Genomic DNA, 22,083 nt, shown 5'->3' on the forward strand with positions numbered 1-22,083 from the left:
GCTTCGGTTTGATGAGCCGTGCAAACGTCAAAGAGTGGAACTACTGCCCGAGTGTGTCTTGACTTGCTTGTTCACGGATCTCATCGGCATTGGAGTGAGCCGACTCCCTTCGAGAAGGATACGATTCGAACGTCGCTAGATGGTTTTGTACAATTCGCTTGGCGGGTCCAAATGCCCACATTTTTTTCCCAAGGAACTCCATGTAGTTGCCTGATTCTTCCGCTGCTTTCTCGTAGGGATCGCGCCGCAGATTGAACAGTAGCGGCGCCCCAAGCTTTTCCTTGGGTCCAAACCAGCCTTCATTCTGAACGATGAAGTGCGCCTTCCAGTCGCCATGACGTACTGCTTGGAGGGTCGATCCTTCGTAGTAGATGATCTCTTGACGCTTCGAGGGACCACTTCCCGTAAGCAGGTCGAGTTGGTTGTATCCATCGAGATGTACGTTATACCCTTCGTATCCCTCAAGCAGTTTCTTGGGCAAGTCGTCGGGCCCGCCCGCTGCAGCAACAAGCGTGGGTAGGAAATCGAGTCCTGCAAATAGCTCGTTGTTGACGACCCCTGCTGGAATGTGCCCGGGCCATCGAATGACCATGGGCACTCGGAACCCACCTTCCCAAGTAGTGCCCTTTTCTCCATGGAACGGAGTCATACCACCATCGGGCCATGTCATAATCTCGGGACCGTTGTCCGAAGTGAAAACAACAATGGTGTTTTCAGCAATCCCCAATTCATCGAGCTTGTCGAGTACTTTGCCTACGTTGTCGTCCAGCTCTTTCATTACCACTTCTTGCAGGCCCATACCATCTTTTCCGAGCAGCTCTTCATACTCGTCGGAAAGGTGCGTGTAGATGTGGGCTCGCGCGGGACACATCCAACAGAAGAAGGGGGTGTCGTCTTTGGCCTGTCGCTCGATAAAATCTAGTGTGCGACGAGTTACCTCGTCGTCGAGCGTTTTCATTCGCTCGGGGGGCAAGGGCCATCATCCTTGATTTGCTGACCACCATCCGCGGTTGCGACACAGTCAACGATATTGCGTGGGGCAAACGGTTTTCCTTCCGGTCCTTTGGGAAAGTCGTAGTCACTGGTGTACTCCATGGCATTCAAGTGGTAGAGCCATCCCCAGTATTCATCGAATCCGTGATTAGTTGGCAGAGCTGCATCGGTATCGCCGAGATGGTTCTTGCCGAATTGCCCGGTCGCGTACCCAAGCTTCTTGAGAAGCGTTGCAACCGTTGGGTCGTCGTCGCTCAGTCGTGTAGGGTCGCCAGGGAGGCCAACCGTGTGCAAGCCGTTGCGCGCGGGAAACTGTCCCGTCAGGAATGCAGAACGCCCTGCCGTGCAACTCGGTTGGGCATAGTAGTCTGTGAATCGCATTCCATCTTTAGCGATGCGGTCTACGTGAGGCGTACGGCTGCTCATCACTCCTTGGTGGTAGCAACTCGGATTCGACCACCCTACGTCGTCCGCCATGATGAACAGGATGTTGGGCTTCTCGGCGGCATACGTTGCTTGAAACGCCAGCGTGAGAGTCGTTACAACGATGGCCATTCGACGTAGCATGAGCACAGTTTGATCTCCGATAGGTTGAGTCGTCGTGAAGTTGCGATGTGCTGCGTGAAGCGTGTGAAAAACAAGGAAAACTGCCAGTATACTCACCGTTGCGCGATAGTTTTGGTCGAACTGGCTGGTGGAACTGCACCTATCGCCATCGATGAATCCGCCCAGGTCGTCCTCCTGTATTGTCGCAGTTTGTCGCACCGCCGCGACAAAACGATTACCTGCGACAAAACTCTCGGCTCGCGGAAGCTCAGCAGTCGCGTAAGTGACTTCCCTGCAGCAGGTTACGTCGACCACCCAAATCGCAATGCCGCGGGTTTTGGCGCTCGGTTCACCGCAGGTGCGACAAAACCCCTCACTGCGACTAAACGGCGGCGCATTGGGATCGCCCGCGGCGCTTGTTCGCAGGAGTGAATAGCCACCAACAAGCCTACAGTTTATGGCCTAGAGCCTACTACTTATCCCAGATTGCCAAAGAGCACACGTGTACATAACGGCACGCCAATTCATTAGACCACGCCCTCGCGCCGGTTCAACAGCCATTTTTTGACACGGGCTGTTTGGTACCGAGCAGCTTGCTTCACGCCGTGCGAGTCGGGAGAATGCGAGTCCTTGGTCGCCAGGCTCCAACGTGAGAGTTGCAGCCGCCGCCTGCCTCCCTGTCCCGTGCAACAACCTTCTACAGAAATGGACTACGCGGAATTCTGGATCTTGGAAACGGCTGTTACGGCGGGTGTTCCATTTTCGCGCGTTGTCGGACCACCTGCGGCGATCCAAGCCCAGTGGAACAAGCCGTACCACAATCTCACGCGGTCGGACATGCTCAACCTGCTGGATGGCTTGGCCCGCAATGGCGACATCGTCGCCGGGTCCGGCGAAACCAAATTCACGCCCAGCCGCTTGCAGATCGACGAGTGGCTGGTTTACGATCATCCCGCTAAGACCTGTCGATGGTACTACTTAACGCCGCAGGGTGGTGAGCGCTGGGCGCGCTTCTCCAAGGCCAACTGGGATCGCTACCACTCGTTCGAGTGGGATTGGCACGTCGAGGACCTGCTTGAAGTTGCAGCGACAACTCCCGAAGCGGCAGAGCGTGTCTATCGTTATGTGCCGGTGTGGAATGAATTGCACGTCCTTCCTGAGACGCTCAATCGCAGTACGCTGTGTCCATGGGCCGCGACCTACTGGAAGACACTGCCAGTGGGCTACTCAGTACGCTTTAGGTGTGATTACCTCGAAGAGATGTTTAAGGACTTGGATGACATACCTGCCTACTTCTTTGGCAACCTGTCCGAAGCCGGGATGCGAGAAGCGTACACGCGCGTTCGTCGTGAGTTTGAGTATTTTCATCATTGGTATTTGCAGCATCCCGAAAGACCGTCGGCCAGAAGGTCGGTTTGACGGGGAGTCCGCGGGGTGACGGTGCGACGACGAAAAAATCAAGTCCAGCTAGTCTTTCAAGTGCTCATCTTGCAGGCCACTCTCTGTCGCAGGGCTTGCAGGCCGCCCCAGATGTTTCTCACTTCGGGGCGCCTGCGCTCTTTTAGCAAGTCTTTCGGCCTGCACCTTCAAAATGCACTCTTCCCATTGTTCATGATTCGTTCCGAAGTCTTGGCCCGTTGCAGCGATCAACGCTTCATGAGCTTCCTTCGCCGGCAGGAAATCCTTACTTCCGTGGATTGTCTCTCCCTTCAAGTTTGCAAGTAACCGGAATAGGTGGGTTCGTCTGTTCATGCTGAAGACTAGCCGGTCGTGTTTTCCATCCAAGTAGCGGCCAGTTGTTGGCGCGCCCCCCATCCAGCAATATAGTTCTTGGTGGGTTGAGTGAGAATTACGCTATTTGAACCTCTGTGGCTGGTTTCCGATAATATGCTCTTGGGTAAGGGAGAGTCTAGCCGTGACCGATGCAAACGATACTTGGATACACGAACAGCTTGGCGAGTTTGCTCTAGGCGCCCTGGGGTGGGTGGCGGAGGTCGACTTGCCGTCGTTCGCTCGGTTCGATACGCCGATTCCCAAGGGCAAATACCAACTGGTTCTCGAGCGTCAGTTTGGTGAAGACGCGAGGCCAACTGCCGACATTGCCAGTGCTGCTGCCACCATCGTTGAAACGGAGGCGAATCTCAGCGAGGCGATATTGCAGGCGGTGTGGGATGATCTGAATGGAACCGGCCCAGACTCGCGGAGTCGTTGGTATGGCAAACTGGCGGCCGAGGAGATTCAGAAACTGGCAGTCGCACCACCCACCAAGCCCGACGATCTCGTCACGCACCTCAAATTCTTGTACTGCGCGGTGACGAGTCCTGAGACTGGCTATGAGTGGTGGGAAGCATTGACCTCGCCGATTGCGATGTTCAACTTCAACGCCTCGTGGGACGATGAGCACGGAATCGGAGTGCTTGTGCACCGAGGTGAGATCGTGGGCATCGGCGAGATTGCACAAGTAGAGCCATTTCGAAGGCCCGCTGAACCGCCACGGCAGTACAAGAATCCCTTCACCGGCGAAGTCGTTTCCGACTAGAGTTTACCTCGAGTTGCTACTCAGCCATCGCAGCTGCGGCCGCTTTTGCCGCTTCACGCATATCCTTCCAGATGTCGTCATTGGCATACAGCTCATTGTCAAGCACATCATTGATAAAATGGAGTTTTGCTACGTTGTAGTACTCACCCATGACACTTTTGACAAGCTGGCCTTCACTGGAGGTGAGGATCCCAGCCTTAACAGCCGGTGCCACGTCGTCGATGCGACGCTCGAAGTCTATGAAAGCCTCGAAGTAGTCGACCTCTATGTCGGAATCGACAGCAAGTACCTTCATGATGAGCAACAACTCATCACGGAACTTGTTTCGTTTCGTTGCCACTGGAGATGCTCCCCAATCTGCGTGGTACGTCAGAGCATCCTCAGGACCTCGGCACCCTACCCGACAAAATCGAGCGGATGCTCGCTGTGCGGATCGTCGATCCGGATGCTCTTGCGGCCGGCCAGGACGTCGTCGATCAGCGAGCCGATAAGCTCCTTGCGCCAGCCGCGGGCGAGGGTGGGTAGTTCGTCGGTGTTTTGGGCGTTGCCGAAGTCGAGTTGGTGAGCGATCATTTCGCGAATGTCGGTCGCCGTGCAGGCCAGGCTGGTGGCGAGTTGGGCTTTGCGGCACACGCTGGTGATCGCCGGCACCAGCACCTGGCCCAGCAGGTTGAGTTGCGAAGGCATCGCCTTGCCGCGCGGGGGGCGGATGTCGTCTAGCGGTGCGTCGAGGCCGCGCTGCACGCATTCGGCGATGTCGTCGATGCAGTTCTTTACCGGGCGGTGGTTCATGCCGCGGACCGCGCGGATCTTATCCGGCTTGGCGTTCTTGCGCTTCGCCAGTTCCACAATCAGGTCGTCGCGCAGCACTCGGCGCGGCGGTATGTCGCGGCGCTCCGCTTCGGCTTGTCGCCACATCCACAGTTCGCGCACGATCGCCAGGTTGCGCGGCGCAAGGTTGCCAATGCCTGAGACGCGTTTCCACCGCTGGCGGGTGCGGGCGGCGATCACTTCCTCGACGAACGAGGTGGTCTCTTCCGCCAGCCATTCGGTGCGGCCCAGCTTTTCGACCTTCAGCGAGATGCGTTCGTGCAACTCGAACAGGTAGCGAACGTCTTCCAGGGCGTAGTTGATCTGCGCTGGCGTGAGTGGGCGGCGTCGCCAGTCGGTGCGCTGCTCGCCCTTTTCGGCTTTCTTGCTCAGGATGCGGGTCACCACCGAAGCGTAGGCGGCCGGGTACTCGTGCGAGCAAAACGCGGCTGCCAGTTGGGTGTCGAATAAGTTGGCTGGCACGCGGTCGGTGGCGTTGAGCGAGAAGTTGATTTCCTCGCGGGCCGCGTGGGCGATGGTCACGTGGTTGCCGTCGGCCAGCGCTTCCCAGAACGGCGCCAGGTCGGGCACTTCCAGCGGGTCGATCACCGACATGCCCCGCTCGGTTACCACCTGTACCAGGCAAAGTTGCGGGCGGAAGGTGTCTTCGGAGACGAATTCGGTATCGAAACCGACGCGATCCGAGTCGACAATCTCGCCGCACAGATCGGCAAGCTGGTTCTGGTTGTCGATCCGCTGGTAGTCCACGGGCGAATTGGGCGAGGAGGCGATAAGAAACGAAGAATAGACGATTGTACCAGTTTTTGCCCCAACTGCGAACGCCGCCCCCCGCGAGTGCCCGCTATATCATCTGCCAGGCGACGAACGCCAAAATCGGCAGCAAGAACACACAGCTATATCCAACATAGCCAAAGAAGCTGGGCATCTTGACGCCCGCCTTCTCTGCGATGGCCCGCACCATGAAGTTCGGGCCGTTGCCGATGTAGGTCAATGCTCCCATGAATACAGCGCCCAGGCTAATGGCCACGAGTACCGGGTGCTCGACGTTGGTTCCCGGTACCAGCGGGCCGAACCCGCCAGGCGATGCCTCGGCCGACTTGAAGAACACCAAATACGTGGGGGCGTTATCCAGCACGCTGGAAAGCCCGCCGGTGAGCCAATAGTAATGAATGGGCGCCATCTTGCCACCTTCGGCGCCGACTAGCCTGCCCAGTTCGCCGCCGTACTGACCCAGGATCTGTAGCGCCGGCTGCATGCAGACAAAGATGCCGCAGAACAGCGCAGCCACTTCGATGATGGCGTGGTAGTTGAAGCTGTTGCGCTCGCGTATGGACTTGCAACCAAAGTGCAGTGCGATTGCCACCAAGGCGAGCTGCACTACCTCGCGCGAGAACATCCAAGGATGGACGTTGTCGGTGCCGGGCAGGGTCTTGGTGGGATCCAACAGCGCCACGGCCAACACCACGCCCAACAGCAGCGGAACATTCAGCGCCAAGCCTTCAAACCGCAGCCTGGTGGTGTGAGTGATGTCGCGATAAATGTCGGCAATCGTCTCGCGGCGGTAGTAAACAAGCTGGTCGAGCAGCAAGTACATGCCGATCAGCAGACCGTTACACAACAGCCACGGTTGCCACAACGCGTGCATGGTCCAGGTGAAGCTCACGCCGTGCAGGTAACCCAGGAACAGCGGCGGATCGCCGATCGGCAGCAAGCAGCCACCGCAGTTGCAGACCACGAAGATGAAGAACACCACCGTGTGCACCACGTGCTGGCGTTCTTTGTTGGTTTCGAGCAGCGGCCGGATCAGCACCATCGCGGCTCCAGTGGTGCCGATGAAGCTGGCCAACAGACCGCCGGCGGCAATGAACGAGGCATTGGTCATCGGGTTGGCCCGCAGGTCGCCGCCGATGCGGATGCCGCCGCTGATGGTGTAGAGGCTGAACAACAGCACGATGAACGGGATGAACTCGCTGATCAGCGCGTTGCCCAGGATGGCAAGGACGATATCCCAGTTGGCGCTACCCGACGTGGGCGCGGCCACGTAGTGAAATGGCCAGTGACCATCGACCGCGTAGGGGTGCATGAAGGCATAGTACAGCAGCGTGAGCACGCCCAGCGAGGCCGCCACTTTGAATCGATTGGTGTTGCTTTCCCACCAGTGTTCGATGCTCGGCACCAGCGGGAAGATAGCGATCGCCCCCAACAACATGACGAACGGAATCACGGTGTAGAACGGCGGAGCGGTCGTATCGAGCGCGGCCGCTTCACCGGGGGAGGCCGCGTGCGGTTCGGCATGTGGGTCGGTCTGCGTGTGCTCTTCGTGCTGCTCGCCGGCGCTGTCATGCGTGTCGGCGTGACTGTCGTGCGCCATGTGGTCGACGATCAGCTGAGTGCCGTGCTGCGGCAAGCCAAGAGCCAACGCGACGGCATAAGCCAGCACCAGGGCCACGATGGAGGTGACAACCGGGGCACTGGAGCCGTGTCCTGAGCTATGCGACATGGGAGCGATGGAGGTGGCGGTAGCATTCATAATTGTTGCTAGTAAGTTTCCGTGGCTGCAGCGTTTCAAGCCGACACGCGCGATGCGCGACGAACTAGAGCTGCGAATGGGTGAACTGCCAACTTGACCAGCGGGGAAGGATTGTCACCTTTCCCGCAGTTTCCAAGGGTAGATCACACCGTGCGCCAAGGCCGACCGTGGCCTCATTGCGGAGTCACCAGCAAAAGTCCGATTTGATAGAATCCGCACTATCGATGCAAGAGGACCCAAAGTACAACCGGATCTGCGGACAACTGTACTGGTTTCAAGAGTCGACTCGGATAAATGGATAAGCATGGTCAAACTGCTGGTTAGTGTCCGCAACGCCGTCGAAGCCGCCCAGGCGATCGATGGAGGCGCCGACTGGATCGACGCCAAGGAACCCGCCGCCGGCGCGCTCGGCATGCCCGAGCCGCGCGAACTGGCGGGCGTGGTCGCACAGGTCGCTGGCCGGCGGCCGGTGAGCACCGCGCTTGGCGAGTTAGGCGATCATGGATATGGGGACCGACTTAGGCAACTTCCCTGGCAAGGCGTCTCGTGGGCCAAAGTTGGCCTCAGTGGTTGCGGCCTGCATCTAGATTGGCCCGCGAAGATTCAGACGCTGCGCGACGAATTGCCCGAGCAAACGTCGCTCGTTGCGGTGGTGTACGCCGATCATACAACCTGCGATGCACCCTCGCCCGAAGAAGTGCTGCGCGTTGCGTGCGATCTGGGCCTTCGCGCACTGCTGGTCGATACGTACGACAAAACGTCCGGAGGGCTCTTCGACTGGTTCTCGCCTGAGCGACTTCGAGAGTTGTTTGCCGCTGCGCACTGTGCGGGAATGCTCACGGTGGCCGCAGGCAGTTTGCGCGCGGCGGAGGTGCCGCAAGCCATCGCGGTGGGCGCCGAGGTGATTGCAGTGCGCGGCGCCGCCTGCCAACAACAACGCCGCGATGCGCCCGTGTGCGCGAAGCAAGTTGCGCAGCTTCGTGATCGAATACCCGCTACAAACGCCGAATTTTCTTGACACGCCCCACTGGATGGGGATAATCCGACACTAGCAGCAGTCGTGCGGGCGATGATGACTGTCTGCGGTGCCTGGCGGCCATCGCGGGCGACTTATCGATTGACACTCTAGCGGCTGTTGCTGAACGAGAATCAGCGTTGGTTAATACTGGGGTGCGGATGGTGGGAGTTCTGGCTTCGGCCGAGATTTCGAGTGCTAGGGATCGGTTCGTACCCCAACTGGGGGGACGTGCGTAGCTTGGCACGCAATCGCATTGGCGAACTACCGCTTATCACGTCCGCAACTCTTCGCATAGGTGACAATTGAATTGGGAGGTCCACGTGAGGCAGGTATCTGTACTGGACGCCATTCGCGATGGAGTGTGGGACTACGAGCCGGAAAGTATTGCGGCCGAAGAGTACACGGCCACTCGTGCCATGCCGGGGACCAGGGACAAGTTGGACGTGTTGGCGATGCGGGCCGAGCAAGGTCTGCCGTTGTGGCACGACGAGGATCGAATGTCCTACGACGACGGAGTGGACCGGCCACCCGACGTTGGGTGAGCCCTTCTTTCACCGCCCAACATCACGCTCATAGGCCAAATCTCCGAATCGGCCGACAATCTTAGGACGTGCGCCGAACGTTTTGGGTGCTTTCGTCTCGGTCCTTCTACGGTCGCGGTGCGCAGTCCGCCTGGGCGAACTGGCGAAGTTGCGGTAGCCTAATCGTCGCCCACCCCTACAATGTGGGATCGAATCGACGTATCCACTCACAGGCCGCCACTCGCTATCGCGACGGCGCCTGGAATTACTGCCCGCAAGCTCGGAGGCTTTTCGCTGCCATGCCCCAATTCAATATCTCGGTGCCCCACTACACCACCAAGGAAGAAGCCACCGAGAAGGTGAAGTTTCTGCTCGAAAAACTGGGCGACGCCTACGGCAATCTGATCAAAGATCTGAAGCAGGACTTCACCGGCGACAAGCTCGATTTCTCCTTCCGGACCATGGGCGCCACGGTCACTGGCGAGGGCACCGTCGACGATGAGAACGTGAACGTCAAAGGCAACCTGCCGATCACGCTCATGATGTTCAAAGGCAAAATCGAGTCGGACCTGAAGGGATCGCTCGAAAAGCTCATGAAGCCCAAAAACGCGTAGGTTCGTCTCTCGCGTTGGCTGTCGAATGAGGAGGTGCCGTGCGCAAATGCCGCTTCAGTGTTCGACTTCTTCTGTTGTTGCCCATTCTGGTTGCTCCCGCGGCCTATTTGTGGGCCAACTACCGACAAGGCCAACAAAACCTCGGACGCACTCAAGCTGCGATCACAGGCGCCGATGGCGAGCAGTGTATCGCCACGTTCGGAATCGAATTGCGATCCAGCTGGTCGCCCATCCTTGAGCGTCGATTGATCCGAAACCGGGATTCCGTCGATCATGCCATCGAACAAGCGATACGAGAGGAACTGACCGGGCGGGTGGACTCGCATAGTCTAGCGAAATTTAAGCAAGCGATTCGCAACTCGCTGAACGAACTGCTTGGCTCCGCAATCGTTGACGAAGTGGTCGTGTATTACTTTACCGTCGAAGCAAAGAACGACGCGCACTGACCAAAGCTCCTTCGTTCGCAGCGGCGACTACTCCTCGTCGGCCACTTTCACACGGATCGATTTGTCATCGAACTCCACCGACAGCCCTGCCGGGCTGCAGGCGGCTTGCAGTAGTTCGTCGAGATCGGCTTCCTTCACCTCGAAGCTCACCCGCTGGTTGAGCATCTTTCGCGTGACCTGTGGATCGATGTCGAGTTGCTTGCCAAGCTGCCGCGCTAGTTGCTGGAGAATCGGTCCCAACGGTTGCTGCTGCACGCGCAGTGAGTAGACCTGCTTGCCGCCACGGCCGGGTCGCGGCCTTGGCGGCGATTCCGCTGGCTTGCTTCCGCCCAGGGCCTCGTGCTGCTCCACCGTGGTTGCGATCCACACCTGCGTGTCGGTTGGCCCGGCGGAGATGGCGCTCTCTTCGAGCTTCTCCGCGGCCGACTGGTCGAGCACCTTGCGATCGTAGAGTTTCTTGAGCACCACGGGCCGCTCGATCGGCACGATGCGAATCGCCCGGCCATCGTCCGCTGGCTCCCACTGCAGGTCGAATCCCACGAGCACCACCGCCAGATGTTCGGCCACCGAGAGCGCCGGCAGCTGCGCGGCTGGCCACACGTCGTGTGGCACTTGGTCGATGTTCTCGACGCGCACGCCACCACGTTTGGCGAGCTGCTCCACGAGCCGCAGCGGCTCCGCCAGGCGTGGGACGTCCATTTCGACCTTGGCGAGCATTCGCCGGCTGGCGGATGGAGTAAGCGACTTGGCCTGGTCGCGCGCGATTGCTAGCAACGTGCGTAGCTCGCGAACGCTTTCCGGCGGCCCGACGTACACAAGATCGTTCTCAGCCGCCCATGCCGTACCGGTCTGTTCGGATAGCTTGTCGAGCAATTCGGACAGTGGTGTTTCCTTGGCGGAAAATCTTACTTCAACGGAGGGATTCACACGACGATCGAGCCACACGCACAATCGTTGCGACTCGCCTAATCGGTTCACGGCTTGCCGTAGCGAAACGCCCTGCCAATGCACGGATACAGGTGTATTCAACGCGCGGGGCGGCGCGCTGTGCGCCAGCGATTCCATCAGGCCAAACAGGGCCAGAATGCCCAGAACAAGCGGCTTTTTGCATCGCCACCGGCGCCGCGAAGTGTGCATGATGCGGGGCGACTGGGGTGCTGTGGGCAGGGCTTCACAGCCGCGCGAAAATACAGGACGGGGCCGTGACAAACGATTAGCCCTCCATTTTAATTGGCTGTACCGGTCGCTGGCAAGTGAAATGCGTTTGCCACGGTTTTCGTAGCAGCGGCCGAAACTTTTGCTTGTGTGCTTTGCAACCTTGATTACACTCAAATTCATGGGCGTGCAGATTGCAGCCCAGTTCGCGATGGGAAGCAGAGCCCAACGCGAAACCTATTGCGACCTCTTTTGAACGATCAGGAACAGTGGTCTCGCTTGATGCGAGACGTTCAGTGGACGAACAACTGCCGCCGGAACCGGTAGTTCGTTAAGCGTCGGGATACGACGCAATGCCCAGTCAGGTAGGAGTATCACCGTGGATATTGATTCATCTCGTGCGCCAATTCTCGTGAAGTTTTATCACGAGTACCTTGATGAACAAGATTCGGCTGCCTTCATTCAACGCGTTGCTCGGCGATACACGTGCGCCAGCCTCGAACGCGTAGCAGCCATGGGCGATCGCATCGCCCGTCGCGGCGCCGTGCTGGCGCTAGGCTTCATGGGCGACTACAACTCCAACGCGGTCATGGGCCGCGCGCTGGTGGATCGCGACCGTGGAGTGCGAACCATCGCCGAAAACGGCATCCGCGACCTCTGGTGCCGCGTCGGCAGCCGCGAACAGCGCCTGACGTTGCGGACCATCATGCGACTGAATCAAACGAAAGAGTACCAGCGGGCCATCGATGAGGCCAACGAGCTGATTCACGAATCGCCCTGGATTGCCGAGGCGTGGTGCCAGCGCGGCATGGCCTATTATCACATTGGCCAATACGACGCGGCGATTCGCGACTCGCATCAGGCGCTGGAGATCAACCCGTACCACTTCACCGCGGCCGCCGGCATGGGGCAGTGTTACTTGCTGCTCGACAATCCCGTCTCCGCACTCGAGTCGTTCCGTCGCGCTTTGCGACTGAACCCCGGTATGGAAGAAGTGCGGGCGCAGGTTATCCAACTGCAACGCTCGATCAAAGGCGAATAGCGTTTGCCTTCTTAACGCAGTAGCCGTCCTTCGGGCGCGTTCATCGCTTGGCGTACGCCATCGGCGTAGCGCTGTGGCTGGTTGAAGAACTTCCGCAGGTTGTCTTCGCTGCTGAACATGTAGAACTTGCCGTGGTACTCGATGCCGTACTCGCGACGGCCAGGCACGTCCTGATTGGAGTCGATCGCCAACACGGGATCGGCGCCAGAGAGTGCCGGCGTGTAACTATCCGGATCGGCGAGGAACCGATCCCGCTTCTCCGCCGAGGCGAATAGGTAAGTGCGGTCGCGGTGGTAGCAGCCCCAGCGGACATCGCCCTTTTGCCAAGAGCAATTGCGGTTCTCCTTCTTGGCCGCTTCCATGTCTTCCTTCATCGATACCGGGCAGTAACCGAAGAAGCCCAAGGGGGGAGAGTTCGGTGGCAACTGCGGCGCCGCGGCGGGCGGAGTGACGGGTTGCACCGAAGCTATCTGTGCCGTGGGTGTCGCCGGAGCCACTGCAGCGGGAGTCACAGGTTGCTCGGGCTGAATGGGGGTGACCGGTTGGTCCGCGTACGGGTTGGTCACCGCCACGGGATTAGCCGCTACGGGATTCGGGTTGGTTGCCACGGGGTTGGTCGCGGGCGGCTGAGTGGCAGCTACCGCAGGTTGCTCGGGCTTGGCCGCCGCAGACGGCGTGGCCGCACCGGGCTGAGCGTACGGGTTGGTGGTCATTCCGGCATCCGCCGCGGGGGCCGTGAACGAATTGTTGTCCGCAGCCACGCCCAGACTCGAGTAGGCGGGATTCACCGACTTGGTCGTGCCATCGTCGGCGGGTGCCGTGGCGAAGTCGCGTGCGAGCTTGGTCTGGTGCTCGGTGGCGATGGTGGTCATGTGTTGGATGTAGGCCATTGGCGTGGAAGGCGAAGTCAATCGGTTGATTACTTGCCCTTGTGGTGTGATCACTACATCGGTCGGAATGCGAACGATGCCAAAACGCTCCGCCGTGGCGGGAAACTCATTGGTGTTGAGCTTCACCGGAATGTAGTGCGAGTGTACCGCCCCGGCCACGTTGGGCTGGTTGAACACGCGTGCTTCCAGCATGGCGCACGGTGGGCAGTTTTCGTTGTAGAAATGGATGAGCAGCAGTTTCTGCTGCTTCTCGGCCATCGCTCGGGCGGCGTCCAGGTCGGTTTGCCATGCAATGCCCGGAGTCATTTGTGCATTGACCGTGGCGGCTTGGGCCACCATGGCGGCGACTACCAAAAATAGCTTGCAAGTCCTCATCGCTGTCATCCTAGACATCGGAGTAGGGTGGGTCGATTTGTGCCGCTCGGGCGTATAAGTATCTCTAATGCCCTGTAGCAGTGCCCAACTGGCGCGCAGGCGGGCTGCTAGGGCCTTTAAGATTGGGCATCCATCGTTGGTATCGGACTGGTCTCGGACGTCACTTGTGAGAAAAACTGCCGATTCTGTCGATTGGACGGGCACAATTTGGAAGTTCGACCTGCAGGTGTGTGATAGCAAAAACCACAGCAAAAGTAGCTAATCCCGTCCGCAATTCTCTATTCGAGGCGGCGATTACGGACCGATTTAAGTTTCTAGCTTGACAGCACCGCCCGGATAACGAATACTGCTGGTGAGTTGAGCGTCCTGTCCCACTTTGGTCGGGCAGGTTCTACAGGCCATTTCGATTGTCGGCAAGGCCCTTCCGCTCGGGAGTTTCGTTCTCTTTCGAAATCGATCCCACAGCGCTTAGGCGTTTCCGACACGTTGGATTTGCGGGACTTTTTGACCTGCACCGAGGCATTCGCTTCTGGTTGGCGGATCCGTCGCCGGACGTAGCGCGAGCGCGAGCTGCGATGGGGACCGGGTTACACCGCCAGTGGGTGATCGCGTAAATCCCTCAGCGGATTGCGGTAGAAAGCTCTCAACAAACAACATCCGGCTGCAACAGTGCCGGCTTGCTTGGAAGGCATTTCTTTTACTAGGGAAATCACAATTTCGGTCAGGTGGGGGTGGGTGAAGACCGCGTTTCTGTCGCGCAGCTCGCCACCACGGACTACGTAGCCCCAGCCAGGAAGCAAAGGGCAATTTCGTACCGAATCCAATCGCTTACCTCCTGTTTGCACGCACATTCGCAGGGCGTGGCGATCGAATCGGTATCAACCAGACACCAATATTGCAGGCGGAAGGCCGCTTGAAGTCGCCCGATGGCGGCTGGTGAGATTCGGCGGGCGTTGCTCAGCAAGCTTGCCACCACTCGGAGTGCAAACGTGTGATTGCCACACGTACCGAGCGGAGATTTTTTTGTGAGAGTGGCAGCGCCGCTCTCCGAGTCGGTCGTGCGATCGCGAGCGTCAGTCAATTTGGACCTTGGCGCAAGGCTGGATTGCTTGCCGGCTGCATTTTCTTGTTTGAGGATTTGTTAGAGATGGGTAAACGGAATAACAAAGGCGGCGGAGGCCGCTACCGAGGTCGTAACAACAACAACAATCGCGGGTCCAACCGAAACAACCGGGGACGCGGTCGACGCGGAACCGCTGTGGTTGAAAACCTGGACCAAAATTATCCCGACGACGGCAGTCCCTTGCCGCTCACGCCGGGCTCGGGCGTGCTGGAGATGCACCCCAATGGTTACGGGTTCCTTCGCGATCCCTCCACCAACTTCACCCGCGAGCGGACCGATCCGTTCGTACCGGGCACCATGATTGAGAAGTACGGCCTTCGCGAAGGCCTGCTGCTGCAAGGCATGGTGCAGCGTCATCGCAAGGGCCAAGGTCCGCGGCTCAAGGAGCTGCTGGACGTCGACGGCATTTCGCCCGACGAGTACGTCGGCACCAAGAACTTCGAAGACCTGACGCCGATCACGCCCGAAGAGTGGTTCCAGCTGGAGACCGGCCCCGAGCCGCTCAGCACCCGGGTGATCGACCTCTTAGCACCGCTTGGCAAAGGCCAACGTGCGTTGATCGTCGCCCCGCCGCGAACCGGTAAGACCGTGCTGATGCAACAGCTCAGCCAAGCGGTGTCGATGAACTATCCCGAAGTGGCCATGATGGTGCTGCTGGTCGACGAACGGCCGGAAGAAGTGACCGACATGCGTCGCAGCGTCAATGGCGAAGTGTTCGCCAGTAGCCTGGACCAGGACGTCGAAAGCCACGTCCGCTTGTCGCAACTGACCATCGAGCGCTGCAAGCGCTTGGCCGAGATGGGCAAGGACGTGTTCCTGCTGATGGACTCCATCACGCGTCTGGCGCGTGCGTTCAACAAGTGGGTCGGTAACACCGGCCGCACGATGAGCGGTGGTGTCGACATCAAGGCGATGGACATTCCCAAGAAGCTCTTCGCCACGGCCCGCGCGTTCGAAGAAGGTGGTTCGCTCACCATCGTGGGCACCGCGCTGATCGACACCGGCAGCCGCATGGACGACCTAATTTTCCAGGAGTTCAAAGGCACCGGCAACATGGAATTGGTACTCGACCGCAAGTTGGCCGACCGCCGCATCTGGCCGTCGATCGACCTCGACCAGTCAGGCACCCGCCGCGAAGAAAAGCTGCTGCCGCCCGAAACGCTGCACGCGGCCACTGCACTGCGTCGCACGCTTACGAGCATGCACCACATCGACGCGATGGAACAACTCACCGCGCGACTTGCCAAGTACAAGTCGAACGAGGAGTTCATCACGCTGATCAAAGGCGCCGCGATGCATTGAGCCGCCAATGCGATTCAGTGTGAAGACGACCTTGATGCTATGCGCTCTCGTCGCGGTAGCTGCGGCCATCGCTGGAGGCGTGATCCGCATGGACACGCGGCCACGGCTAGACCTGTTTTGGTTCGTCGAAACGTGGGTATCATCGCAGTGATCATGGGTTCTGGCACAGCCATCGGTTGGTTGGCTGCACAGAAAACAGCATGGCTACCCGTGAACGTGTGGCCTGGCTTGGTGTTTTCGGTCCCCAATTGGGCGTTCTACGCTCTGGTTCGCTACACCCTGTTCCTCACCTCGCAGTGGGAGGATTACCAGGGCAAGGTCGGAGGATTGCAGGGCCTGGAGAGGCTGGCTTCCTATTACTTGTTCGAAATCGTCGCGATCATCTTTCAACTCGCGATGGTGCTGTGCCTGCGTACCCGACGCCCCAATTGCGCTGTAGTTGTCGGTTGTGTAATTCTGATCTTCTGGATTTCCGTCGTCTGTCTGGAGTTGCTACTCTGCGCAGCGAGTGGGTACTACGCGGACTAGCTAAGTGGCTAGCTCCTTTTGAACCTCAGCAAGCCACGCGACACGAATGCAACGCATCCTACCGCGAGCAGCATCCAAGACGATGGCTCCGGCACGGTCTCTCCTCGTAGCGCGGCCAGTACCGCGGCGCCCATTGAAGGGTCGAACGAGTTGAGGATCGACCAGTCGGCCAGATCGGTGATGCCGTCGAGGTTCAGATCGCCGTGGGCGATTTGCTCCGAGACGGTCCCATGTCCCGTGGTGAACCAACCATTGACGAAGGCCGTGACGTCGTCGACGTCCGGGGTTCCGGTGCCGTTGCCCGAGACGATGCCATCGCCGTTGATGTCGCCCGGTGGCGGACCGATGAACACCTCGCCCGGCAGCAGGACCTCGTTGTAGATCGTCAGCTCGTCGATCAGTCCCGCGAATCCAGTGTCGGCGTCGATGCCGTTGCCAATGTGGAGAAAGCCATTCCCACCGCCGGTTGGCAGATCGGATACCGCGAACGGAACGGTCGCTCCAAGCTGCGTGCCATCGACGTAGAACACCACTTCGCCCGTGTCGGCGTCGCGGGTGACCATGTAGTGATGCCACTCGCCTGCGTCCACGTTGGCGGTTGCGGTGGAGGTGAGTACCACCTGTTCCGCGTTGTCATGCTCCCACATCAGCCGCAGCCGTTTGTCGCTGGTGAGGCTGAGGTGGTACGGATGATTCGTCGATTCTTGCGGTCCGTAGACGCCGCCGAAACCGATAACGGGAATACGGCCTGAGTAGGCGAGCAGCGTGTTCGCCTCGGTTCCGGTCGCAAGGCTGTCGAAGTTGGCGTGTAGAGATAGCGTCAGGTCGGTGAGAATCGCCATGTTGTAGTCGCCGATCGAACCGCCATGGGCATAGTCGTTAGCACCATCGACCGACAACGCGTTGGCCAGCACTCCGCCGGCGACGGTCTCTGCCCCATTTCTGAACGCACCGTTGTTCTGCTTGGCTAGCTCGGTGGGCGCGGAGTCGACATTCGTCGCGTTGCCATAGTTGAAGCCGTAGTAGGCGACCAGGCCGTTCGGTGCGGGGGTGGAATCCACAATTACCTGCTGGTCCATGATGTCGTTGTACATTCCGTCGCCATCGGCATCGCCAAAGAAGGTCGACTCGACCCGCGGACCATTCACATCGATGAGCGTATATCCGTGCTGAGCTTGCCAGGGGTGCCCTTCAAGCGAGCCACCGCCCGTGCCGAGGACCAACTCCCAGGTGGGCGAGGTAGGGTCGGGCTGACTCGGCTGGTAGAGGTGCCAGTGCCCGGTGAACACCGCATCGACAATGCCGGAGCTGGCCATCGACTCCCACCAGGCGCCGGAAGTGCTTGTGCCGGTCTCGTTCGAGTACGTGACCGGGTGATGGCTGATCACAAACACGTGGTCCATGGCTTGCGTGGAGGGCATCGCGAGCACGTTGTTAAACCAGTCGAGCGCCGCTGGCAACCCACCTGCGCCGTGTGCTTGGGAATCGGTCGTGACCGAGATGAAGCGGCTGTTGCCCCGATCGAAATAGTAATCCATCTGGTCGATGCCCTTTTTGCCGCCCACCGTCTGGCTGTCGGGCAGCCAGTCGAACGTCTGTTGCCATTGCACGTCGCCACCAACCGGCAGATCGTGATTCCCCGGAACGGCGTAGCGGTTCGTCTCTCCGCCTACGAAGTGATCTGTCAGCGATTTCCACTGCTCCCACGCGCCGACGCTTCCCGTGCTAACCAGATCGCCTGCGGTGATGAAGAACTCCGGAGTGTAGTGGTTCATGTCGGTGACCAGTTGATTGACCTTCGATAGGCCCTGCGTATCGCCGACCACAACAAACCGCGTTGTCCCTTCCGGCGCAACCACTGGCACGTCGAAACGCGTGTAGGACGGAGGGATGCCAGCTCCGGCGCCCGCTGGTGCGTGGCTGTGCGCCGCGCTGTTGTCATGCTCGTGAGCCGCGTTCGTCGACTCCTCCACGTCGTGGCAGCCGCACTCAGGGCAAGCGAGCACCTGGGAAGAACCGCCGATGGCGCCGACGAAAAGCAGGACTGCCACAGCACTTAGAATGCGTGCCGGGTTAGTCACCACAGAATGAACCTCAAGCATCCTCGAATCTCCGTTGTCTAAATCTGGGGCAGATGCCGTTCCTATGATACTAACACTCCGAAGGCCCGAAACGCGCCGGCTTGCGGTAAACGCTCAACTTTTTTCGGGAGTGAGCCCAAATCGGGGGCTGGGGATGGGTGGTGGATGTTGGTTTTTTGGATCTCCAAGACAGGTCTAGAGTTATTACTTTGCCACGCGAGTTGGATATACTACGGGTCCCCGTTTGGCTCCCTCTCTTCCGACACCCTCAACGAGGCTTGTGATGACAACCCGATCCACAGGTGGTACGACGCGGCGCGAGTTCTGCAAAACCGCAGCCATCGGCGCCGCTGGTACGCTGGCGCTGCCGGCCATTCATACTTGGGCCAAAACCGATGCCGACGATTCCATCGTTGGCGTCGACGGGCACCAGTACCGGGTCGACCATCAGTGGGCGCAGTTGCCGGACAAGTATCATTGGCAGACATCGCACAACGTGGCGGTCGGTAGCGACGGTTTGATCTATGTGATCCACGAAGGCCGCTACGACCTGAAGGATCACCCGGCGATTTTTGTGTTCGACGCCGATGGCAAGTTCGTTCGCGCGTTTGGCGAGCAGTTCCAAGGCGGCGGGCATGGCATCGAGGCGAAGCAGACCGCCGGCGACGACGAGCTGTACGTCTGCGCTTACAAAGAGCAACGCTCGTTTGCCAAACTCCAGCCCAATGGCGAGCAAATCTGGCGCAAAGGCGCGCCCATGGAGTCGGGCTACTACCACGAGGGCGAAGACCAGCACCCCCGCGCCCAGGGCGACAGTCCATGGGGCCGCGATCGATTCCTGCCCACCAACATTGCCTTCCATCCCGATGGCAGCTTCTACGTGGCCGATGGTTACGGCGGCTGGCGGATTCATCACTACGATGCCGACGGCAACTACGTTAGCTCGTTCGGCCAGCCAGGCGATAAGAAGAAGGCCGATGGCACGTTCAACACCCCGCACGGCGTGTGGATCGATTCACGCGGCGACCAGGCCACCGTGGTGGTCGCCGATCGCGCCAACGCCCGCCTGCAGTGGTTCACCCTCGACGGCAAGCACCTCCGCACGCAAGACGGATTCCTGCTACCGGCCAACATCGACACGTTCGGCGAGTTGATGCTGGTGCCCGACCTGGTGGGACGCGTCACGCTGTTGGGCGGCGACAACAAGGTGATCGCGCACCTGGGCGATAACTCGGAGCAGATGAAGGCCGATAGCCGCAAAGCCATCCGCGGCGACGAATCGCGCTGGCAGACTGGCAAGTTTGTGCATCCGCACGACGCGTGCTTTGACGCCGATGGTAACATCTACGTCGCCGAGTGGGTCGCGACCGGGCGAGTGACCAAGCTCACTCGCTTGTCGTAGGTGTATCCGGCAAAGCAAACGCAATGAACTGGTCGCCCGCCTTGGTGCGCTGTTTGCCAGCTCCGCCGGCGGCGATCACGACGTACTGTTTTCCGTCCACTGCATAAGTCGCCGGCGTGGCGTAGCCGCCGGCAGGTAGTTGGTGTTCCCACAGGACTTCGCCGGTCGACTTGTCGAACGCGCGGAACTTCTCGTCCTTCGTCCCGGCGATAAAGATCAATCCGCCGGCGGTGACGATCGTTCCGCCGAACGACTCGGTTCCGGTCGGCGGCACCCCACGTTCCTTGAGCAGGGGGTACTCGCCCAGCACGGTCCGCCAGGCGATGGTGCCCTGATTCAGATCGACTGCCACCAGCTCGCCCCACGGGGGGGCGATGGCGGGGAAACCTTCGTGGTCGCGGAATTGGATGTAGCCCTTCAGGCGATAGTTGCCGTAGTTGTTGTTCGACGGTTGGCCGTTGTCCTGCAGCGTGACGATGTTTGTGCAGTTGGTCACGTTTACGTACAGCAACCCGGACGTCGGATCGAACGACGCACCCGACCAGTTGGCCCCGCCATGGAAACCGGGCACCGCCACGGTGCCTTCAAGGCTCGGTGTGTTGAACGCCGGTCCGGACCGCAGCCCCTCGAGTTGTCGCAGCACGTTCCGGCGGTTAGCTTCGCCGATGTTCGTTACGTTCGACTCGTCGAAGTGCTGCGCCGAGAGCGGCGGCGGCTTCACGGGAATCGGCTGCGTGGGCCACGCCTGCTCGCCTTCCACGGTGCTCGCAGCAACTGGCTGCTCCGCCACGTCGAACAGCGGCTCGCCGGTCTCGCGATCGAACAGGTAGACGTAGCCGGTCTTGGTGACCTGCGCGGCCGCGTCGATCTTCTTTCCGTCGTGCTGCACGGTAACCAGGTTGGGCGGAGTCGGTATATCGTGGTCTAGCAGGTCGTGGTGCACACTCTGGAAGTGCCACACTCGCTTGCCGGTCGCTGCATCGAGCGCCAGCGTGCAGTTGGCGAACAGATTCTCACCGCGGCGATCGCCGCCGTAGAAGTCGAACGACGCCGAACCGGTTCCGGCGAACACCATCCCGCGCTCCACATCCACGGTGAAGCCGGGCCAGGCGTTCGCGCCGCCGCGGTTTTTCCAGGAGTCGCCTTCCCACGTGTCGTGGCCCGCCTCGCCGGGACGCGGCACCGTGTGGAACCGCCAGGCTTGCTCGCCGGTGCGAACATTGAACGCACGGATGTCGCCCGGCGCGGCCACGCCGGGGCCTTCACCGCACGAGTAGCCCACGATCACCAGGTTGTTCCAAACGGCCGGCGCGGAGGTCGGGCCGTACGGGAGCTTTGCTTGCGCCGGCGTGAGTTCGAGTCTCATATCGCGCACTCCTCCGTCGCCGAACGCCGGATCGAGCTTGCCCGTCCGCGCGTCGAGCGAGAACAACCGCCCGTCGGACGTGCCATGCAGGACTCGTCGCTCACCATCGGGCTTGCCGTCCGACCAGTACGCGCAACCGCGGTTCACGCCGCCAGAGGCAGGCGAGTGCGGGTACGGAATCGAGTGCGGATCGAACCGCCACCGCTGCTGGCCGGTCGCCGCGTCGAGCGCCACGAGCACGCGTTTACCGGTGGTGATGTACATCACTCCGTCCACAACGATCGGCGTGCACTCGATCGTGGGGCCGTTGCCGTTGGGCTGGAGTTCGCCCGTGCTGTAGGTCCACGCGGGCTCGAGTTTGGCCACGTTGGAGCGGTCAATCTGGTCGAGCGTCGAGTAGCGGGCTCCGCCGGCGTTGCCGCCGACGTAGGCCCAATCGTCGCCGGCGGGCTTGTCGCCGCGCGCGGGCGAAGCGGACGTGGCCAAGGCCAGTATTGCGCAGGCGACTTGCGAAATATTACCGATTCGATGCATCGTCCTCCCGTTGCCTCCGTTGGTGACGCGGATGGTTTGGATCAACACTGCCGTCGCACGCTCGTGCCATGATAACAAACACGCAAGTCCGGATGTTGCGACCGAGGATGGGCACTTAGCAATCTGGTCCACGGGAAATTGCAGCCCGAGTGCGTCTCGACTATACTCGTGTCGCACCTGCGGAATGGCTTGAGAGTTGCTTCTTCCTATTCTGAAGCCATTCCGAAGACGGGCGGCTCCGTTCGAC

Annotated in this window: 20 protein-coding genes; 10 read left to right on the top strand and 10 right to left on the bottom strand. The window is 59.9% G+C overall.

Features of this window, described 5'->3' with window-relative positions:
* Positions 1-40 precede the first annotated feature (40 nt).
* The gene (locus ACQK2L_RS18830; protein WP_425398583.1) at positions 41-958 is read right to left on the bottom strand and encodes a sulfatase-like hydrolase/transferase; all 918 of its coding nucleotides are present in this window, start codon (positions 956-958) and stop codon (positions 41-43) included.
* Complete coding sequence (locus ACQK2L_RS18835) at positions 955-1,560, bottom strand: sulfatase-like hydrolase/transferase (protein WP_425401106.1); 606 nt, start codon at positions 1,558-1,560, stop codon at positions 955-957. Before ACQK2L_RS18835 ends, ACQK2L_RS18830 begins: the two co-directional genes overlap by 4 nt.
* Before the next feature lie 684 nt (positions 1,561-2,244).
* On the opposite strand from ACQK2L_RS18835, the gene ACQK2L_RS18840 reads away from it, so the two are divergent.
* Both ACQK2L_RS18840 and ACQK2L_RS18845 read left to right on the top strand, forming a co-directional pair.
* Positions 2,245-2,958 carry a hypothetical protein gene (locus ACQK2L_RS18840; RefSeq protein ID WP_425398584.1) on the top strand — a complete coding sequence of 238 codons (714 nt, stop codon included), beginning with the start codon at positions 2,245-2,247 and terminating at the stop codon, positions 2,956-2,958.
* 496 nt (positions 2,959-3,454) lie between these two features.
* Positions 3,455-4,078 (top strand): DUF6985 domain-containing protein, encoded by a 624-nt coding sequence (locus ACQK2L_RS18845; protein WP_425398585.1) that lies wholly within the window; start codon positions 3,455-3,457, stop codon positions 4,076-4,078.
* 16 nt (positions 4,079-4,094) lie between these two features.
* On the opposite strand, the gene ACQK2L_RS18850 is transcribed toward ACQK2L_RS18845, so the two are convergent.
* The 3 genes from ACQK2L_RS18850 to ACQK2L_RS18860 all read right to left on the bottom strand — a co-directional run bounded on the left by ACQK2L_RS18850 (position 4,095) and on the right by ACQK2L_RS18860 (position 7,439).
* A complete protein-coding gene (locus ACQK2L_RS18850; RefSeq protein ID WP_425398586.1) occupies positions 4,095-4,418 on the bottom strand; it encodes a hypothetical protein in 324 nt (107 codons plus the stop codon).
* A gap of 56 nt (positions 4,419-4,474) precedes the next feature.
* A complete protein-coding gene (locus ACQK2L_RS18855; RefSeq protein WP_425398587.1) occupies positions 4,475-5,656 on the bottom strand; it encodes a ribonuclease D in 1,182 nt (393 codons plus the stop codon).
* 94 nt (positions 5,657-5,750) lie between these two features.
* Complete coding sequence (locus ACQK2L_RS18860) at positions 5,751-7,439, bottom strand: sodium:proton antiporter (protein WP_425398588.1); 1,689 nt, start codon at positions 7,437-7,439, stop codon at positions 5,751-5,753.
* 304 nt (positions 7,440-7,743) lie between these two features.
* Between ACQK2L_RS18860 and ACQK2L_RS18865 the strand changes: the two genes are divergently transcribed.
* From ACQK2L_RS18865 to ACQK2L_RS18880, 4 genes are all read left to right on the top strand, one after another.
* Positions 7,744-8,457, top strand: coding sequence for a (5-formylfuran-3-yl)methyl phosphate synthase (locus ACQK2L_RS18865; protein ID WP_425398589.1), 714 nt, complete (start codon positions 7,744-7,746; stop codon positions 8,455-8,457).
* Between the two features lie 320 nt (positions 8,458-8,777).
* A complete protein-coding gene (locus ACQK2L_RS18870; RefSeq protein ID WP_425398590.1) occupies positions 8,778-8,999 on the top strand; it encodes a hypothetical protein in 222 nt (73 codons plus the stop codon).
* Positions 9,000-9,277: 278 nt separating this feature from the next.
* Positions 9,278-9,592: a polyhydroxyalkanoic acid system family protein gene (locus tag ACQK2L_RS18875; protein WP_425398591.1), complete on the top strand. Its 315-nt coding sequence runs from the start codon at positions 9,278-9,280 to the stop codon at positions 9,590-9,592.
* 38 nt (positions 9,593-9,630) lie between these two features.
* Complete coding sequence (locus ACQK2L_RS18880) at positions 9,631-10,038, top strand: hypothetical protein (protein WP_425398592.1); 408 nt, start codon at positions 9,631-9,633, stop codon at positions 10,036-10,038.
* A gap of 27 nt (positions 10,039-10,065) precedes the next feature.
* Here ACQK2L_RS18880 and ACQK2L_RS18885 read toward each other — a convergent pair whose 3' ends face one another.
* Positions 10,066-11,175 carry a hypothetical protein gene (locus ACQK2L_RS18885; protein ID WP_425398593.1) on the bottom strand — a complete coding sequence of 370 codons (1,110 nt, stop codon included), beginning with the start codon at positions 11,173-11,175 and terminating at the stop codon, positions 10,066-10,068.
* A gap of 397 nt (positions 11,176-11,572) precedes the next feature.
* Between ACQK2L_RS18885 and ACQK2L_RS18890 the strand changes: the two genes are divergently transcribed.
* Positions 11,573-12,235 carry a tetratricopeptide repeat protein gene (locus ACQK2L_RS18890; protein WP_425398594.1) on the top strand — a complete coding sequence of 221 codons (663 nt, stop codon included), beginning with the start codon at positions 11,573-11,575 and terminating at the stop codon, positions 12,233-12,235.
* Between the two features lie 11 nt (positions 12,236-12,246).
* On the opposite strand, the gene ACQK2L_RS18895 is transcribed toward ACQK2L_RS18890, so the two are convergent.
* Together ACQK2L_RS18895 and ACQK2L_RS18900 are read right to left on the bottom strand one after the other, a co-directional pair.
* A complete protein-coding gene (locus ACQK2L_RS18895) occupies positions 12,247-13,500 on the bottom strand; it encodes a YHS domain-containing protein (protein ID WP_425398595.1) in 1,254 nt (417 codons plus the stop codon).
* A gap of 587 nt (positions 13,501-14,087) precedes the next feature.
* Entirely contained in the window at positions 14,088-14,324 is a 237-nt protein-coding gene (locus tag ACQK2L_RS18900) for a hypothetical protein (protein WP_425398596.1), read from the bottom strand.
* A gap of 323 nt (positions 14,325-14,647) precedes the next feature.
* Here ACQK2L_RS18900 and rho point away from each other — a divergent pair, with 323 nt between their 5' ends.
* Positions 14,648-15,925, top strand: a complete 1,278-nt coding sequence (rho, locus tag ACQK2L_RS18905; protein WP_425398597.1) for a transcription termination factor Rho — start codon at positions 14,648-14,650, stop codon at positions 15,923-15,925.
* Positions 15,926-16,057: 132 nt separating this feature from the next.
* A complete protein-coding gene (locus tag ACQK2L_RS18910) occupies positions 16,058-16,453 on the top strand; it encodes a hypothetical protein (protein WP_425398598.1) in 396 nt (131 codons plus the stop codon).
* An 8-nt stretch (positions 16,454-16,461) separates the two neighbouring features.
* Here the strand turns inward: ACQK2L_RS18910 and ACQK2L_RS18915 are convergent, their stop codons facing one another.
* Positions 16,462-18,504, bottom strand: coding sequence for a LamG-like jellyroll fold domain-containing protein (locus ACQK2L_RS18915; RefSeq protein WP_425398599.1), 2,043 nt, complete (start codon positions 18,502-18,504; stop codon positions 16,462-16,464).
* A 313-nt stretch (positions 18,505-18,817) separates the two neighbouring features.
* On the opposite strand from ACQK2L_RS18915, the gene ACQK2L_RS18920 reads away from it, so the two are divergent.
* Positions 18,818-19,936: a peptidase gene (locus tag ACQK2L_RS18920; RefSeq protein WP_425398600.1), complete on the top strand. Its 1,119-nt coding sequence runs from the start codon at positions 18,818-18,820 to the stop codon at positions 19,934-19,936.
* On the opposite strand, the gene ACQK2L_RS18925 is transcribed toward ACQK2L_RS18920, so the two are convergent.
* Positions 19,920-21,836 (bottom strand): pyrroloquinoline quinone-dependent dehydrogenase, encoded by a 1,917-nt coding sequence (locus ACQK2L_RS18925; protein ID WP_425398601.1) that lies wholly within the window; start codon positions 21,834-21,836, stop codon positions 19,920-19,922. The two genes, ACQK2L_RS18920 and ACQK2L_RS18925, sit on opposite strands and share 17 nt — an antisense overlap.
* Between the last annotated feature and the right edge of the window lie 247 nt (positions 21,837-22,083).

It is taken from the genome of Aeoliella sp. (genome assembly GCF_965227375.1).
Lineage (GTDB): Bacteria > Planctomycetota > Planctomycetia > Pirellulales > Lacipirellulaceae > Aeoliella.

Excerpts from the sequence above, each read along its gene's own strand:
- ACQK2L_RS18830 (WP_425398583.1), bottom strand. The coding sequence starts at position 958 with ATGAAAACGCTCGACGACGAGGTAACTCGTCGCACACTAGATTTTATC.
- ACQK2L_RS18835 (WP_425401106.1), bottom strand. The coding sequence starts at position 1,560 with ATGCTACGTCGAATGGCCATCGTTGTAACGACTCTCACGCTGGCGTTT.
- ACQK2L_RS18840 (WP_425398584.1), top strand. The coding sequence starts at position 2,245 with ATGGACTACGCGGAATTCTGGATCTTGGAAACGGCTGTTACGGCGGGT.
- ACQK2L_RS18860 (WP_425398588.1), bottom strand. The coding sequence starts at position 7,439 with ATGAATGCTACCGCCACCTCCATCGCTCCCATGTCGCATAGCTCAGGA.
- ACQK2L_RS18865 (WP_425398589.1), top strand. The coding sequence starts at position 7,744 with ATGGTCAAACTGCTGGTTAGTGTCCGCAACGCCGTCGAAGCCGCCCAG.
- ACQK2L_RS18875 (WP_425398591.1), top strand. The coding sequence starts at position 9,278 with ATGCCCCAATTCAATATCTCGGTGCCCCACTACACCACCAAGGAAGAA.
- ACQK2L_RS18885 (WP_425398593.1), bottom strand. The coding sequence starts at position 11,175 with ATGCACACTTCGCGGCGCCGGTGGCGATGCAAAAAGCCGCTTGTTCTG.
- ACQK2L_RS18895 (WP_425398595.1), bottom strand. The coding sequence starts at position 13,500 with ATGAGGACTTGCAAGCTATTTTTGGTAGTCGCCGCCATGGTGGCCCAA.
- rho (WP_425398597.1), top strand. The coding sequence starts at position 14,648 with ATGGGTAAACGGAATAACAAAGGCGGCGGAGGCCGCTACCGAGGTCGT.
- ACQK2L_RS18920 (WP_425398600.1), top strand. The coding sequence starts at position 18,818 with ATGACAACCCGATCCACAGGTGGTACGACGCGGCGCGAGTTCTGCAAA.
- ACQK2L_RS18925 (WP_425398601.1), bottom strand. The coding sequence starts at position 21,836 with ATGCATCGAATCGGTAATATTTCGCAAGTCGCCTGCGCAATACTGGCC.